The 15,794-nt window shown below is 68.9% G+C and carries 16 protein-coding genes and 1 pseudogene; 2 read left to right on the top strand and 15 right to left on the bottom strand.

From position 1 onward, the window contains the following. Positions 1-8: 8 nt before the first annotated feature. The 3 genes from OZ403_RS05470 to hslO form a co-directional block, all read right to left on the bottom strand. Positions 9-701, bottom strand: coding sequence for a phosphoribosyltransferase (locus OZ403_RS05470; protein ID WP_140797387.1), 693 nt, complete (start codon positions 699-701; stop codon positions 9-11). Positions 702-831: 130 nt separating this feature from the next. Next, positions 832-1,863, bottom strand: a complete 1,032-nt coding sequence (locus OZ403_RS05465) for a Leu/Phe/Val dehydrogenase (RefSeq protein ID WP_140787945.1) — start codon at positions 1,861-1,863, stop codon at positions 832-834. Between the two features lie 34 nt (positions 1,864-1,897). Beyond that, positions 1,898-2,782: an Hsp33 family molecular chaperone HslO gene (gene hslO / locus OZ403_RS05460; protein WP_268783641.1), complete on the bottom strand. Its 885-nt coding sequence runs from the start codon at positions 2,780-2,782 to the stop codon at positions 1,898-1,900. A 262-nt stretch (positions 2,783-3,044) separates the two neighbouring features. Here hslO and OZ403_RS05455 point away from each other — a divergent pair, with 262 nt between their 5' ends. Beyond that, positions 3,045-3,725, top strand: a complete 681-nt coding sequence (locus OZ403_RS05455; protein WP_140787942.1) for a succinate dehydrogenase — start codon at positions 3,045-3,047, stop codon at positions 3,723-3,725. A gap of 122 nt (positions 3,726-3,847) precedes the next feature. Here OZ403_RS05455 and OZ403_RS05450 read toward each other — a convergent pair whose 3' ends face one another. After that, positions 3,848-4,348, bottom strand: a complete 501-nt coding sequence (locus tag OZ403_RS05450; protein ID WP_268783640.1) for a single-stranded DNA-binding protein — start codon at positions 4,346-4,348, stop codon at positions 3,848-3,850. A gap of 210 nt (positions 4,349-4,558) precedes the next feature. Beyond that, positions 4,559-6,805: a D-alanyl-D-alanine carboxypeptidase/D-alanyl-D-alanine endopeptidase gene (gene dacB / locus OZ403_RS05445; RefSeq protein ID WP_140787939.1), complete on the bottom strand. Its 2,247-nt coding sequence runs from the start codon at positions 6,803-6,805 to the stop codon at positions 4,559-4,561. 185 nt (positions 6,806-6,990) lie between these two features. Here dacB and dtd point away from each other — a divergent pair, with 185 nt between their 5' ends. After that, on the top strand, positions 6,991-7,452 hold the full coding sequence (gene dtd, locus OZ403_RS05440; protein ID WP_140787937.1) for a D-aminoacyl-tRNA deacylase: 462 nt from the start codon (positions 6,991-6,993) through the stop codon (positions 7,450-7,452). Here the strand turns inward: dtd and OZ403_RS05435 are convergent. The 10 genes and pseudogenes from OZ403_RS05435 to OZ403_RS05390 form a co-directional block, all read right to left on the bottom strand. Beyond that, the gene (locus OZ403_RS05435; RefSeq protein ID WP_140853168.1) at positions 7,449-8,294 is read right to left on the bottom strand and encodes a hypothetical protein; all 846 of its coding nucleotides are present in this window, start codon (positions 8,292-8,294) and stop codon (positions 7,449-7,451) included. The genes dtd and OZ403_RS05435 overlap by 4 nt on opposite strands. Before the next feature lie 33 nt (positions 8,295-8,327). Then, positions 8,328-8,789, bottom strand: coding sequence for a PTS sugar transporter subunit IIA (locus OZ403_RS05430; RefSeq protein ID WP_090485059.1), 462 nt, complete (start codon positions 8,787-8,789; stop codon positions 8,328-8,330). Between the two features lie 429 nt (positions 8,790-9,218). Beyond that, the gene (gene hpf, locus OZ403_RS05425; RefSeq protein ID WP_140787934.1) at positions 9,219-9,887 is read right to left on the bottom strand and encodes a ribosome hibernation-promoting factor, HPF/YfiA family; all 669 of its coding nucleotides are present in this window, start codon (positions 9,885-9,887) and stop codon (positions 9,219-9,221) included. A 212-nt stretch (positions 9,888-10,099) separates the two neighbouring features. Beyond that, positions 10,100-10,513: an SDR family NAD(P)-dependent oxidoreductase gene (locus tag OZ403_RS05420; RefSeq protein ID WP_328285504.1), complete on the bottom strand. Its 414-nt coding sequence runs from the start codon at positions 10,511-10,513 to the stop codon at positions 10,100-10,102. 83 nt (positions 10,514-10,596) lie between these two features. After that, positions 10,597-11,382 carry a hypothetical protein gene (locus tag OZ403_RS05415; protein ID WP_140787932.1) on the bottom strand — a complete coding sequence of 262 codons (786 nt, stop codon included), beginning with the start codon at positions 11,380-11,382 and terminating at the stop codon, positions 10,597-10,599. A gap of 13 nt (positions 11,383-11,395) precedes the next feature. Further along, a complete protein-coding gene (locus tag OZ403_RS05410) occupies positions 11,396-12,046 on the bottom strand; it encodes a GNAT family N-acetyltransferase (protein ID WP_140787930.1) in 651 nt (216 codons plus the stop codon). A 63-nt stretch (positions 12,047-12,109) separates the two neighbouring features. Next, a complete protein-coding gene (gene rpoN, locus OZ403_RS05405) occupies positions 12,110-13,627 on the bottom strand; it encodes an RNA polymerase factor sigma-54 (RefSeq protein ID WP_140787928.1) in 1,518 nt (505 codons plus the stop codon). A gap of 248 nt (positions 13,628-13,875) precedes the next feature. Beyond that, positions 13,876-14,618: pseudogene (lptB, locus tag OZ403_RS05400) on the bottom strand (LPS export ABC transporter ATP-binding protein). Further along, on the bottom strand, positions 14,615-15,238 hold the full coding sequence (locus OZ403_RS05395; protein ID WP_140853167.1) for an LptA/OstA family protein: 624 nt from the start codon (positions 15,236-15,238) through the stop codon (positions 14,615-14,617). The pseudogene lptB and the gene OZ403_RS05395 overlap by 4 nt, the downstream one beginning before the upstream one ends. Further along, on the bottom strand, positions 15,235-15,786 hold the full coding sequence (locus OZ403_RS05390; protein ID WP_140787924.1) for a hypothetical protein: 552 nt from the start codon (positions 15,784-15,786) through the stop codon (positions 15,235-15,237). The genes OZ403_RS05395 and OZ403_RS05390 overlap by 4 nt, the downstream gene beginning before the upstream one ends. Positions 15,787-15,794: the final 8 nt, after the last annotated feature.

Here is a 15,794-nt window from a genome sequence, read left to right as displayed (position 1 = left end):
GCCAAGGCTCATGCGCCAGCCTTGTCCGGGTCCTCGTCGAAGCGCGCGTCGCCGGTGGAAGGCTCGTAGTCCCAGGGGAAGACCATGAGCGAGGCGCTGGAGAGCGCGGAGTAGTCCGGCGAGAAGCCACCAGGCTTGGTCATCAAGCACGCGGTGGCCACCTTCTTCGCGCCCGCCTCGCGCGCCAGGGCGGTGGCCAGCTCCAACGTGTCACCGCTGGAGGCCACGTCGTCCACAATCAACACACGACGGCCCTTCAGCTCCGCGGGCATCTCCCCAGCGAGCTGCGGCGTTTTCGAGGTGCGAGGCGTGGAGCTGCCCCGGTCCCTGCTGCGGCGACTGATGCGCACGGGGAAGAACGGACAACCGAGCGCCCCCGCCAGCGCGCCGCCCACGAAGACGCCGCCGTGGGCCACGCCGACGACCACCTGGGGTTCAAAGGTCTCCTGGATGGAACCCGCGAGTTGCTGGACCGCGCGGTCGAACTCCTTCCAGGTCAGCTCCTTCACGCCGCTGGACGCGGAGCGGCCCCGGGACTGGTCCTTCCCCGTCGGCTGGCGCGGCGCCTCCACCTGGGGCGCCAGCACGAGGTCTTCGGGAATGGAGACGAGCTTCTCCGCCTGCGTCCGCGACGACTTCGACGTGGGGGACTTCTTCGAAGAGGCCTTCTCGGTGGGCTTGCTCTGCCGCTTGGTCGCCACGGCGCTGAACTCCGGCTGGGGTGTGTGTGCGGCCCCGTCATACTCCGAGGACCGCACGGTGGCCACATCCGGCCACACCCCAGACGTCGCCTTTGTCTCGCGCCAACACACGCACTGCGTGCGTGAGCGCTCAGCCGGCCAGCCGCTCCTCGACAATCCGGTCCGCCACCTGCTCGGGGCGCAGGCCGGATTCCTTCGCGCGGGCCAGCACCGTGTCGATGGTGTCGAAGATGAGGGAGGCGCGGGAGTACGCCTTGTCCCGGTCATATCCCGCCCACTCCTGGGCCACGTTGATGAGGCCGCCGGCATTGGCCGCGTAGTCGGGCACGTAGAGGATGCCGCGCCGGGCCAGCTGCTCGCCGTGACGCGACGTGAGCAGCTGGTTGTTGGCCGCGCCGCACACCGCCTTCACGTTCAGCAGCGACAGGGTGGTGTCGTTGATGGCGCCGCCCAGCGCACAGGGGGCGTAGATGTCCGCCTCCATTCGATGCAGTGCGTCGGCGTCCACCGCCGTGGCGCCGTACTGCGTCACGGCGTGCTGCACGCTGGCGGGGTTGATGTCGCTCACCCACACCTTGGCGCCGCGCTGGTGCAGCTCCTTCACCAGGTACATGCCCACGTGCCCCACGCCCAGCACGGTGACGCGCAAGCCCTTCAGGTCCGGGCTGCCGAAGACGTGCTTCGCCGTGGCTTCCATGGCGCGCGCCACGCCGTACGCCGTCACCGGCGACGGGTCTCCGCTGCGCTCCTTCAGGCCAACGACATACTTCGTGTGGCGGCGCACGTGCTCCATGTCGTCGGGGCTGGTGCCGCTGTCCTCGGTGGTGATGTAGCGCCCGCCCAGGGACTCCACCGCGCGACCGAAGGACTCGAAAATCCTTTCACGGTCGAAGTCACCGCGCGGCAGCATGATGACCGCCTTGCCGCCGCCGTGGGGCAGCCCCGCGAGCGCGGCCTTGTATGTCATTCCGCGCGCCAGACGGAGCGCGTCCGCGACGGCTTCCTCCTCGCTGGTGTAGGTGGACAGCGCGCGGGTGCCGCCCAACCCCGGGCCGAGCCGCGTGTTGTGCATGCCCACGATGGCACGCAGGCCCGTCTTGGAATCACTCAACAGGTGGACGGCTTCGTAGCCGCCCTCAAGCAACTGCGTGAAGTAGCTCATGGCGCGCGGCAAGTACCGTCGCGCCTCGTGCAAGTCAAATGGCGCCGCGCTCCAACATGCCGCGGATTTCGTCTCCAGGAATGACATAGCGCGTCGTGCAGAACTGGCACGTCGCCTCCGCCTGCCCTTCCTTCTCCAGCAGGTCCGTCAATTCCTCACGTCCCATGGCCAGGAGCGCGCGCAGCACACGGTCCTTGCTGCACGAACAACCGAAGCGCAGCGGGTAACGCGACATGACTTCGAAGTCGGGCTCCGGCAGCAGCGCACGCAGCACGGCCGTCGCCCCCGCCTCGCCGTGCGCCTGGAGCGCGGGCGCGAAGTCACGGCGCAGCCGCTCACCCAGCGCCGCGAAGGCCTCCATGTCCGCGCTGGGAAGCGGCTGGACAAGCAGGCCGGCGACGCGGCCCAGCGGCTCCGCGTCCCCGCCTTCCGGCAGCTGCGCCAGCAGCACGTGTGACGGGAGCTGATCCGACTGACGGAAGTAGCGCTCCAGGTCGGCCGCCAGGTCGAAGGACTCCAGCTCCACCGAGGAGCGGTAGTACTCGCCGCCGCCCAAATCCCGCAGCACGGACAGGAAGCCCTTGTTCCCCAGCACGGGGCGCCAATGGTAGTGCCCGTCGCTCCCGGAGTACTCCACGTAGACGTTCTTCACGTACCCGCGGACGAGCCCGGACGTGTCCCCATCCACGAAGAGGCCCCGCAAGGGGCCGTCACACTCCACCTGGATGTTGATGCGGGAGTCGCCCTTCTGCAGGGCCCCCATCAGGGCGGCGGCGGTGAGGGCCTGCGACAGGAGCACGGCGGCGGCGGGCGCGGTGCCATGGGTGGCACGCGCCTGGCGCGACAGCTCCGTCGTGGTGGCGAGCACCACGCGCAGGTCCGTGTTCTTCAACATTCCACTGACAAGCTCGTCGGACATATCGATGGCAACTAGCGTGCCCGAGCCCGCATTGCCCGCCAACGACAGAAGGCGGGAGCCCCGGCGCCCGGCAGGCGGGCAGCAGCGGGGCCCGGGGTGACGCATAAGGTCAGCCTTATGCCTCCGTGTGGGTGTGCTGGCATGCCGGGGTGCGGAAGAAATCCAGCCCCGGCGCTGGAACGGCTATAAACCGCCGTCCGACTGTCACCTGCCCTCGACCGTGGACGCGGCAAGACGCCCGCGCGCCGCCGCTGGAGATTCGATGAGCACCCAAGCCGCTGCCGCAGTAGAGACGAAGACACCGCTCCTCAAGTCCCGCCTGGGCTCGTTCCTCGCGGTGGTTCCCCTGTCCATCTGGGTCGTCAACCACCTGTGGGACAACCTCTCCGCCTTCAACGGCGCGGACGCCTGGCAGAAGTCGGTGACGACGTACGCCAACCCGTTCTCCCAGGTCTTCACGTTCATCATCGTCCTGCTGCCGCTGCTGATGCACACCGGCTGGGGGCTGGTGCGCCTGTTCAGCTTCAAGCCGAACAACGTCCGCTACAACAACTACGGCAACCTCAAGTACATCCTCCAGCGCATCACCGCGGTGGGCGTGCTGGCCTTCCTGGGCGCCCACATCTGGCTCGCCTTCCTCTACCCGCGGCTGGTGCTGGGACACCCGGAGGCGTTCGATGACATCGCCCGGGAGATGCACCACCACGCGCCCACCCTGTTCGTCTACCTGCTGGGCACGCTGGGCACCTCGTACCACCTGGCCAACGGCCTCCAGGGCTTCGCCATGGGCTGGGGTCTGCTCTCCAGCGAGCGCTCCATGCGCAAGTTCGAGCCGGTGGTCATCATCCTCTTCCTGGTCCTGACGGCGATGAGCTGGGCGGTCATCTACGCGCTCTACACCGCGGGCGCCGCCTTCAGCCCCGTGGGTGCCACCCCTCCGTGACGCGGACCGGGCCCGGCGCTCCCGGGCCTGGCAGTCCAGGCGCACGAAGCACACCGGCCGCCCCCGAGACTTCCGGGGAGCGGCCGGTTTCATTTCCAGGGGTCCGCTGGCTTCAGCCGGGCCTAGAAGGGGATGTCGTCGTCGCCGTTGCCGCCGCCATGGCCACCGCCCATGTCGTCCGGAGGCGGCTGACCGTAGTCATTGTTGTCTCCCCCGCGCGGCTGGGAGAACTGCCGGCGTCCACCGCCCCCGCCCCCGCCACCACCCATGCCGTCTCCGGCGTCACGGCCCCCACCGCCGAGGAACGTCACGGCGTTGGCCACCACCTCGGTGGTGTAGTTCTTCCGGTTCTCCTTGTCCGTCCACTCGCGCGTCTGCAGGCGGCCCTCGACGTAGCACTGCCGTCCCTTCTTCAGGTACTCGCCGCAGAGCTCCGCGAGCTTTCCCCAGACGACGATGCGGTGCCACTCGGTCCGCTCCTGCTTCTGGCCATTCTTGTCGACCCAGCTCTCGCTGGTGGCGATGCGGAAGTTCGCCACCGCCTGACCGCCGGGAGTGAACCGGACCTCCGGGTCCGCCCCGAGGTTGCCGATGAGGATGACCTTGTTCACGCCTCCAGCCATGACTGCATTCCTTTCTCACGAGAACCGGTCCACCAAGGACCGGTTACACCCCGGACGCACCCGCCGGGTTTGATTCCCACCTATAGCAGTGGGTACTGACACCCAGCCAGAAAGCCGCCTTCTTCCTGGGTGTCGTACGCCCGTCTGCCACCCGGCCAGGGAGGCATGCCCGGCCGGAGGGAACTCGCGAGAAATACAGCGGATTCCGGCCTACCCGCCCGGGCGGTTGTCGGCGGTGGAGGACTCCGGCGCGTTGCCCGCGGGCGCCACCATCTGCACGGGGGTGAAGCCCTCCGGCGTCTTCGCCGGGGCCTTGGCCTCCGCCACCTTCTGCGACAGCGTGGAGTCCAGCCCCTTGGCGAAGGACGCCAGCCGCGGATCCGACGCGCCCAGCGTGCGGCGCAGTGACTTCCAGAAGGGGTGGTCCGCCTGCCCCGCCTGCACCAGCGCCCGCGCCAGCAGCGTGGTGCACGCGTCCCTGTCACCGGCGCTGGCGGCCCGAAGCGCCACCACCAGCTCCTCCGGCGCGGTGCGAGCCACCTCGCCCAGGGCCTCGGCCATCTCCGTCTGGGCCTGCGTGTCCGTGCCCGCCGCGCCCGCCAGCTCCAGCACTCGGGCCAGCGCCTCCGCGTTTCCGCCCGCCGCCAGCTCCACCATGCTGCTGACGCCCGGCACCTCCACGGACAGCACCCGCGCCACGTCCTTCAGCCGGCCATACACTTCGGCGGTGGCCGAATAGCTGTCCAGCAGCGTGCGCGCGCCCAGGTAGTCGTGCGGGTTGGACTGGTAGAGGCTCTCCGCCAGCACCGCGCGCACGGCCGGATCTCTCTCGCTGCGCCACGCGGTGCGCAGGAAGCCGATGTTGCGCTGGTCGCGCTGCGCGCCCAGCTCCAGGTACGTCTTGATTCGAGCGGCCACGTCGTCCACGGCACCGGAGGGCCGTCCGCTGTCCGCCAGCGCGGCCACCGCCGTGGACGGCCCCAGGCTGGAGCCGGTGGCGGCCACCGCCGCGCCCAGCGCGTCCAGGCCCGCGACGATGGGGCCGGCGCGGCCCGCGAAGTCGTTGGCCATGATGGAGAAGGTGAAGCGCTCCCCACCCGCGCTCGTCACGTAGCCGCTCAGCGCGGACACGCTCTCCAGGGTGCCCGTCTTGGCGCGCAGCCGGCCCACCGCGTCACTGCCTTCGAAGCGGTACTTGAGCGTGCCGTCCTTGCCCGCGATGGGCACCGACGACAGGTACTCCGGCGAGAAGGGGAAGCGCTGCACCATGTGCCGCAGCAGCTGGTTGAGCTGCGTGGCGGAGAAGCGGTTGGCGTCGTTCAACCCGCTGCCGTTCTTCATTACGTAGGTGCCGCGAGGGATGCCCACGTCGCGCTCCAGGAACTGCTCCACCACGTCCACGCCCTTGGTGAAGGAGCCCGGCGAGCCGCGCAGCTCGGCTCCCATCGTCTTGAGGAGCTGCTCGGCGACGAAGTTGCTGGACAGCTTGTTGAGGCGCTTGAGGAGCACGTCGAACGTATCCGACTGCGACACGTGCAGCATGCGGGCCTTGGTGGACGTCTTGCCCAGCTTCACCTTGCCCTTCATCTTCACGCCGCGCGTCACCAGCATCTGCTTGAGCGACTGGCCGAAGTACATGGGCGGGTTGTCGATCTTCTTCCAGACGCTGACGGCGCCGCCGCGCTCCCCCGGGAGCTGGCCGCGCACGACAATCTTCTGCTGGAGGCCCGAGGGGTCCGACGTGACGGACACACGGCGCGCGCGCCGAGGCCCGGTGGTGAGCTGGTTCTCCACCACGAAGTAGTCGCTGGGCGGCTCCATCTCCACCACGCCCTTGGCGCCCGGCGCGCTGCCGGGCCGCAGGTAGATGGCCACCGCGTTCCAGTTGAGGCTCACCGCGCCGGTGGGCGCCATGTAGGCGCGGTCCGTGTCCTCCTGGTCATAGCCGGGCGGCGTGCGCTCGGCGTCGAACCACGAGTCGTCCACCACGATTTCGCCCACGTCGCGCACGCCGGCGTGCCACAGCTCCGCGACGATGCCCCACAGGCGCTCCGTCGTCATGGACGGGTCGCCCTTGCCGCGCACGTAGAGCGTCTTCACCTTTCCGTCCGCGCCCAGCTCCGGCTCCACCAGGAACTCGGTGTCGTAGCGGAACTCGGGCCCCAGCGACGCGAGCGCGGCGGCGGACGTCACCAGCTTCACGTTGGAGGCGGGGTTGAGCAGCTCGTCGGCGTTGTGGCTGAACACCACGGTGCCGTCGTCCAGGCTCTGCATGAGCACGCCCATGCGGCTGGCCTTCAGTGGCGCGCGCTGGAGGACCTCCAGCAGCGCGGACTTGAGGGCCTCGCGGTCCGCGCGCTTCTCCGATGAAGCGGGCGCGGCGTGCGCGGCGTGAGAAAGCGACAGGAAAATAATGGCCGACGCGGCCAAGATGCAGCTGGCTCGATGGACCTGCACACTCTCTCCGGGGAAGTCAGGTGCCATTATGCGGAACGGGGCAAAAGGCGGGCAAGGGTGAGTGGCTGCGTGAGTCCACGTCTGGGCGCTCGCTCTTCCAGCAGGCAGAAACCTGACATTCCAACTGTAACGGCGTGACTGACGCGAGCCCCCGGTGAGACACGCCTGTCCACGAGGTGACTTCGATGAGAGCGGTGGTGCAGCGCGTGCTGGAGGCGTCGGTGACGGTGGAGGGCCAGCGCGTGAGCGACATCGGCCCGGGCCTGCTGGTGCTGCTGGGCGTGGGCAAGGGCGACACGGAGGCGGACGTGGCGTGGATGGTGGAGAAGCTGGCCACGCTGCGCATCTTCGAGGACGCCGCTGGGAAGATGAACCTGTCGCTGGAGGATACGTCCCGGCAGCTCATCGTCGTCAGCCAGTTCACGCTCTACGGCGACGCGCGCAAGGGGCGCAGGCCCAGCTTCATCGACGCGATGGAGCCCGTGAGCGCCAAGGCCCTCTATGAGCGCACCTGCGAGCTGTTGCGCCAGCGAGGCCTCAATGTGGGCACCGGCATCTTCGCCGCGGACATGAAGGTGGCGCTCGTCAACGACGGCCCCGTCACGCTGCTGCTGGAGAGCCCCGGGCCGGCCGCGCCCAAGGGCTAGATTCGGACGCCGGAGCTCTTCGTCACCAGCGCCGCCAGTCCCTGCTTCGCCAGCGCCGCGCCGCGAAGGTGCGCGGTGAGGGCGCCCAGCTCGCGAATCCAGTTGGCCGCGCGGGGCCCCAGGCCGGAGAAGGCCACCGTGAGCGGCGGTGGCTGCGGCTGCTTGCCCAGCCAGTACGCCAGCACCTCCTCCTTCTCCGGCAGCGACGGCAGCTTCATCCGCGCCTGCTCGCGGGCCAGGAGCCGCTCCAGCTTGCGCGGAAGGTTCACCTGCCAGTGCGCCACCTTCTTCGCCGGGCGCCAGGCCCAGTCCGCGAAGGCGTAGCGCGTCCCGGGGGAGTACTCGCCCCGGCCCTGGGTGGTGAACACCTGGTCCGGAGGAAACTCCGGGAAGGGCTCCCACAGGCCGGCCAGCAGCGAGGCCAGGCCCACGTCCTCACGCGGCCGGAAGCGGAAGCGGTCCCGGACGTCGCGCGCGCCCCGCGCGTCCCAGTAGGGATAGTCCGCCTCCTCCACCATCAGCGCCAGGTGCAGGGCTTCGTCCCAGCCGTCCGCGTAGCCCGCCTCCGCCTCACCGACCTCCCAGCCCGCGGGGCCTTCGGTCCAGTGCAGGAAGACGAGCCGGTCCACCAGGTCCGCCCAGGGGTCCGCGTCCACGGAGCCCACGCCGCCGGGCAGCGCCGTGGAGAGCATCCGCTCGCACAGCATGCGCGCCTGACCGTCCCCCAGTTGCTCCTGCAGGGACTCCAGCGCGCCGGGGGCATCCCCCATGGCCCGCTGGAAGAAGGGCAGCAGGTGTTCGTGGAAGAAGCGGTCGCTGATGGGTCTCAGGACGACGTCCATGGTGCGGATGTTCCCCCCGGAACGCACGCCTGCTCAAGGCCGCGCGTCTTCCTGGACGATGAGGGCGTGGATGTCCGCGGCCGTGGGCGCCTCGAGGATGGCGGCCCGGAAACGCGGGTTCTTGAAGAGGCGGGAGATGCGGGCCAGGGCTTTGAGGTGGACCCCCGCGCTGTTCTCCGGCGCCACCAGGGCGAAGAACAGGTGGGTGGGCTTGCCGTCAATGGCCTCGAAGTCCACGCCCGCGCGCGACACGCCGAAGGCGGCCTGGAGCTGCCCCATGCCCGGCAGCTTGCCGTGGGGGATGGCCACACCCTCGCCGATGCCCGTGCTGCCCAGCTTCTCGCGCTCGCGCAGCACCTCCACCAGCCGGTCCGCGGTCAGCAGCGGATGGGCGCGTACCAGCGTGGCGCTCAGTTCACGCAGGACTTCGGGCTTCGTCCGCGACTGCATGTCCGCGATGACGGCTTGGGGGCTGAGGAACTCGGCGATTCTCACTGACGCTCCCGCGCTGGCGCTCGTGGTTGGCGGCAATTACTCCTCACCCCTCTTTAGCGCAAGGGTGGCCTGTCTGGATGCGCGCTCGCCGCGCTCACTGCGCATCATGACGCGGAAGGGAAACCCGTCCCATGGGCGGTAGGGACTTCCCATGAAGCGTCTGCTCCTGTCGACTGTCATCGACATCGCGTCGAGGGCTCGCCGGGGTGGCCCCTACCCGCGTCCAGGCCCCCTTCGTTAGCGGCCTGGTGGACCGCCCCCGCGGCGGGACGTGGCCGCGGGCCCATGGTCACCCGCACCGACGCCCTCCTGCACGCGGAGGCATTCGAATGGTGGACCGCGCCCGGGACGCGGCGGACTTCCCGCCGTCACACGCCGTCACCCCACTTCACCGGGTGACGGCGCGCGGTATCAGCGGTCTGCGACTGCTCAGGTCCCCGTGGCGGCGATCGCCGGGGCGTGCGGCTCGATGAGGCCGTACTGGCCATCCTTGCGCCGGTAGACGATGCACAGCGACTCCGACTCCACGTTGTGGAAGACGTAGAAGTCGTTGTTCATCAGGTTCATCTGCATCACCGCATCATCCACGGTGAGCGGCTTGACGGTGAGGTGGGTGGCACGCACCTCGCGCGCCGCCTGCGACGGGGCTGCGGGCTGCGCGGGCACGACGACAGCGGGTTTCGGCGCGGCTTCACTCGCGGAGGCTTCGGCCAGCGACGTCAGCTCGTCCACGTCCGGGAGCTCGAACACGGCGTGGCGGACCCGGAGCTGCTCCACCAAATCCTGCCGGTGGTGGACTCGCTCACGGCCATGGTGCGTCTTCAGCTTGTCACGGTAGCGCCGCAGCTGGCGCTCGATCTTGTCCATCGCCAGGTCGATGGACGCGTACATGTCATCGCTCTTGTCGCGGCCCCGAAGGACCCACGCGCCGGAGTGGATGGTGATGTCCGCATGGTGGAGGTGGCGTTCCAACGACAGGACCACATGGGCCTCGCCGGCTCGGTCCAGCAACCGGTTCACCCTTTCGACCTTCTCGCGTGCGTACTCCTTGAGGGAATCGGACGCTCCGAACTGACGGAAGGTGATGTTGAACTGCATGCGTGGCTGCCTCCTAGGGTGAGAGGTGAGCTCCGTGACGGATCTGAAACTTTCCCAGCCCTGGAAAGCAACCCGCCCCACCAGGTTGCCTGTTCCCGGACACACCACCCGTCCGAGGGAGGACATCCCGCCTGCACCTCGCGTCACTGGCAATGGCCCCCTGTTTGGAACCATGCCAGCGTGCGCCCGGTGACATCACGCGCCGCGTCAGCTCACGCGAGCAGCCGCCCGCCCGTCACGCCGTCACGCCCAGCACCTCCGCGTTGACCGAAGTCCCCGAAGCGCTCCACCGCCGCCCCCTGGTACGCGGCGTTGTTGACGAGGATGTCGACGCGCCCGAAGCGCTTCGCGGTGTCCTCCACCAGCTTGCGGCACTGGGCCTCCACCGACAGGTCACCGGGCAGCAGCAGGGCCTTGCGCCCCGCGTCCTCCACCACGCGCTTCACCTGCTGGGCGTCGTCCCCTTCGCTGAGGAAGGACACCGCGACGTCCGCGCCCTCGCGCGCGAAGGCCAGGCACACCGCGCGGCCAATGCCACTGTCGCCACCGGTGATGAGCGTCACCCGGCCCTCGAGCCAGCCCAGCCCCTTGTAGGACTGTTCGCCGGAGTCAGGCTCCGGGGCCATCCGCCCCTCGTGGCCGGGGTGCGGCTGCGACTGCAGGGGAAAGGGCGGCTTGGGGCCCGCTCCCCTGCCCGCTCACCGGCCCCTTACTGCACGTTGACGACCCGCTCCTCGGAGTGGAACACCGTCGCCTCGCAGGTGGCGACGCCCGTGCACTCCAGCACCTCGCCGGACGCGGTCGCGCTCAACGTGAGCAGGTGGGCGGCGACAGGCGTCGTCGGCAGCAGGGTGAAGCGGACGACCGCCTCTTCCTGCTCCGTGGGGATGGTGGCCGTGGCGCTCCCGCCCTCGCGCAGCAGGGTGGCCGTGGCGCGGCTGGGGACCTCGCCCTCGGGCAGCCACCGGAACGAATACTCCTGGCCGCGCATGAGCCGGTCCTCGGCGCCGGGACCCTGGAAGGAGAAGAGGCGCTTGGCCTTTCCGTTCTTCATCACCAGGGTGATGGTGTGCGTCCCGTCCTGGAGGACGATGCGGGCGTTCTCCATGGGCTGCCGCACCCAGACGTTGGGGTCGAAGTCGTAGTAGGCCCGCGTGGGCACGCACACGTCGCGGCCCGCGGTGTCGTCCACCCCACCCCGCTCCAGTGCCATCGGCTGGCCGTTGAAGGTGGCCGTGACGCCCTCGCGAAGCTCGGTGCACCGGTCCTCTTCCGCCGCGGGCGAGAAGGTAACGGTGACGCGGTGGGAGCCCGGCTCGTCCACGCCCTCGAAGATGTCCACGTCCGACTGGGACAGCGTCAGCGTCCGGTCGGAGAGTCCCGCCAGGTCCACGGCTTCCGAAGTGAGGCTGCTGCCACAACCCGACAACAGGCCCACCGCGACGAAGGCCCCCGCCGGGATGCGAAGAAGGTTGCGACGAAAAATGGGATTCATGCGGCGCCGCACCCTATACCCGCGCCCCGCCGTCCGCGAGCAGCCCTTCCAGCCGAACCTTCACTTCCGGCCACTCCGTGTCGACGACGCTGTAGTACGCGCTGTCACGCACCACACCGCCGCGCACCAGCTTGTGGTGGCGCAGCACCCCCTCGAAGCGAGCGCCCAACCGCTCGATGGCCGCCCGCGAGCGCGCGTTGTGCTTGTCTGTCTTGAGCTGCACCCGCATGACGCCGAGCGACTCGAAGGCGTGCCGCAGCAGCAGGTACTTGCACTCCGTGTTGATGCGCGTGCGCCACACGCGGCGGCCCAGCCACGTGTAGCCAATCTCCAGCGTCCGGTGGTCGCGCTGGATTTCGAGGAAGCGCGTGGTGCCCACCGGCGCGCCCGTCCGCCGCTCGATGATGACGAAGGGGCGCTCGCTCCCTCGCTCGGCCGCCTGGCAGGCGCTGTCGATGAAGGCTGCTACGTCCGCTTCGGTCCGCAGCACGCACGAGAACCAGGTGAAGATGTCGTCCTCGCACAGCGCGGCCAGGGCCGGCGCATGCTCCGGACGCAGCGGCTCCAGGCGGACGTCGTGCCCTTCGAGCGTGATGGGCGGAACGACGAGGGGGACGCAGTCACGCCGGTGCACGACGGCATCGGGAGGGAGGGTGGCGCTCATGGGACGCCCACTCTGCCCACCCGGGCGCGCCGTCGACAAGCGGCGCGCCCGAACAGCCGTGACTCAGTAGTACCGCTTGCGCTTGCTGCTGGGGAGGATGCCCAGCACCTCGCGGTACTTGGCCACCGTGCGGCGGGCAATCTCGGTGCCCTGCGAGCGCAGCAGCTCGACGATTTTCTGGTCCGAGTACGGGTTGCGGGCGTCTTCCTGCGCCACCAACTGCTTGATGTGGTGCTTCACCGCCTCGCTCGCGGTGTCCTCACCAGAGACTCGGGCAATGGACGAGTTGAAGAAGTACTTCAGCTCGAAGATGCCCTGCGGCGTGTGCACGTATTTGCTGGTGGTGACGCGGCTCACCGTGGACTCGTGCATGCCGATGTCCTCGGCCACGTCCCGGAGGATGAGCGGCTTGAGGTGGGCAATGCCCTTGTCCAGGAAGTCCCGCTGGAACTTCACGATGCTCTCAGTGACTTTGTAGATGGTCCGCTGCCGCTGGTGGATGGAGCGGATGAGCCACATCGCGCTGCGCAGCTTGTCCTGGATGAAGTCCTTCGTCTGGCCCGGGCCCACCGCGCCCGTCTTCAGCGCGTTCCGGTAGGTGCCGGAGATGCGCAGCTTGGACAGGCCGTCATCGTTGAGCACCACCGTGTAGTCGTCCCCCATCTTGTAGACGAACACGTCGGGGGAGATGTACTGCGCGTCGTCCCCGCTGAAGTTGCGGCCCGGCTTCGGGTCCAGCTTCGGGAGCAGCCGCACCGCCCCCACCACCTCCTCCAAGGTGACCTTCAGGTCCTTGGCGATGGCGGGCAGGTTCTTGCTCTCCAGGTACTTCATGTGCCGCTTGATGATGAGGCCCAACAGCGGCGCGTGCGGCTCCCGGATGCCCTGGAGCTGGATGAGCAGGCACTCCTGCAAGTCACGGGCGCCGCAGCCACGCGGATCCAGCATCTGGATGCGCCGCAGCGTGCGCTCCGCGACGTGCATGGGCACGTCCGCCTCGTTGGACAGGCGGATGAGCGGATCCCCGTCCACTTCCGGCAGCTTGAGGTAGCCGTCGTCATCCAGGTTGCCCAGGATGAGCATGGCGATGCGGCGCTCGGCGTCATTCAGGCGCAGCGTGCCCAGCTGCTCCTGGATGTGGTCGACCAGGTCCTCCTTCTTGACGAGGTTGGCCTCGAACGACGGCATGTCGTCCGTGGCCACGTTGCCCTTGTTGGAGGCCGTGGTGGGCTCATTGAACTGGTAGCTGTTGAGGTACTGCTCCCAGTCGATTTCCGGGGGGCCCTCCCCGTCCGCCTTGAACTCCGTGGCGCTGTCACTGGTGGCCGCGGGCAGATCCACGTCCCGCGGCACCTCCATGTTGTCCGCTTCCAGGGAGGCTTCCCCGGGTTCCTTGTCTCCCACATCTCCCGGCGCTTGCTCGTCTGGTTGCTCCAACAGCGGGTTCTGCTCCATCTCCTCGCGGACCTGCTCGAGCAGTTCCATGCGAGACAGTTGGAGGAGCTTGATGGCTTGCTGCAGCTGCGGCGTCATCACCAGCTGCTGGGCAAGCTTCAGGCTTTGTTTCAGTTCCATCGCCATGAGACGGGGTCTCCCGGGTTGATTCGGTCCCTCTGGACAGAGGACCACCATCAAAGACCGTGCCAACGTAACAAGGAGCCCTGACTTCGTCTAGCCCCGAAACGAGGGTCCCTTGCTTGCATGCTCAGAATTCCACAAGGAATCCAAGAGCTTAAGACCACTCAGGGTGTCACATGCGCGTTGACAGGTCGACGCAAAAGCGGGGCCAACCCATTCTAAGCACTCCTCTGACAGGTGGCCAGCCGTGCTTAGAGCGCTTGTTGGAGGCGGAACCGTTCCCCCAGGTAGACGGCGCGGGCTTTGGGAGACGCGGCGATCTCCGCCGGGGTGCCCTCTTCCAGGATCTGCCCCTGTGCGATGATGTACGCACGATCACAGATGCCCAGGGTGTCCTGGACGTTGTGGTCGGTGATGAGGACGCCCAGTCCGCGTTCGCGGAGGAGGAAGATCTGGCGCTGGAGGTCGCCCACGTTGATGGGGTCCACGCCGGCGAAGGGCTCGTCGAAGAGGATGAAGCGGGGTTGGGGGATGAGGCTGCGGGCAATCTCGGCGCGCCGGCGCTCGCCGCCCGAAAGGTCTCCCCCCAGGGACTCCCCGACGTGCGTGAGGCCGAACTCGTCCAGGAGGGTGTCGGCGCGCTGCTCGCGGGCCTTGGCGTCCAGGTCCTTCTGGAGCTCCAGCACGGCCAGGAAGTTGTCGCGCACCGTGAGCTTGCGGAAGACGGAGGCTTCCTGGGGCAGGTAGCCCACGCCCGGCGAGCGCGGCGGTGCATGGGCAGGTGCGTGAGGTCCTCGTCGCCAATGCGCACGCGTCCCGCATCCGGAGACACCAATCCCACCACCATGTTGAAGCTGGTCGTCTTCCCCGCGCCGTTGGGCCCCAGCAGGCCCACCACTTCCCCGGGGGCCACGCTGAAGGACACGCCGGCCACCACCTTCTTGCGGCCGCGGAAACTCTTCTCCAGGCCCTCCGCGAACAGCTTCGCGCTCATCGAGCCGTGCCTCCCTGGGCGGAGGGGGCCGTCCCGGAGGATGGGGCCGGACGGGGCGCGGACTGCCGCCCCTTGCGCTTGGCCGGGGTGGGGTTGGAGGGCAGCGATTCGAAGACGATGACGGCGTTCTCCACCTCCAGCCGCTCGTTGCCCAGCGTCAGCCGGACCTTCGTCCCGCGCATGTGCGTGGTGCCCTGGCGGGCCTCGGGCGAGCCCGTCACCACCAGCACGCCGCTGGGCACGTCGTACTCGGCGCGCTCGCCGCGGGCCATCCGGTCGCCGTCCACGGCCTTCACCCCGCCGGTGCACACCACGCGCGTCACTTCGCGCTGAGGGGTGTAGTTGGCCGTCATCCGGTCACAGTCCAGGTCCAGCGTGCGGTGCTTCACCTTCACGTTGCCGGTGAGGGTGGCCTGCGACTTCTGGAAGGTGACGTTGTCGCCGTTGATTTGAACCGGCTCCGTCAGCTCCTTGCCGCCCAGCGCGCCTGGGGCACGGGAGCCCGTACCGGAGGCGGGCGCCGAGCCCACCGCGGCGGGAGGCGTGCCCTGCCCGGGGGTGGCGGCGACCGCGGGCGCGGGCTGCGCGACGAAGAAGGCCATCACGAGGAACTCAATCACTCTGGCGCTCCCAGCACGGACTCCACCGAGCCCGCGAAGTTGAACGTCTCGTCCGGGAAGAACAGCTCGAAGCGGTCCGCCCTCAGCCGATAGTCAGGTCCCTTCACCGTCACGCCCTCGTTTCCATGCGCCCGCTCCGTGGTGGCGTCGTACGTCAACCGGGGAGTGCGGGCCTCCATGCCCTTCCCGGTGCGGATGATGACACCGCCCGAGGCCACCACCTGCTTGGACGCGAGACTCCCCTCCATATTCGGGGCGCTCACCTCCACGCCTCCCTCCGTCCCGGGGGGAACCCCTTCCGAAGAGGAACCCGGCGGAATCCGGACGGTGGCGTCGGTGGCCCACACCTCGCCGGTGGTGCGCTGGTAGGACACCTGCCGGGCCGTGCCGGAGCGGATGAGCCGGTCGCCCTCGAAGGACTCCAGGCGCGCGCCGTGCAGCACCACCTCCGGGGGAGGCTGGCCGCCAGACGCACCCTCGCCGGAGCCCGGCTTGCAACCGGGGGCGAACACCAGGATGACGAGGCTGGCGGCGAGCAGACGAGACACAGGGCTTC

Source organism: Myxococcus sp. NMCA1 (assembly GCF_026810205.1).
Lineage (GTDB): Bacteria > Myxococcota > Myxococcia > Myxococcales > Myxococcaceae > Myxococcus > Myxococcus xanthus_A.
Note: the sequence above shows the minus strand (reverse complement) of the source record. Positions and strands in the feature narration are given on the sequence as shown.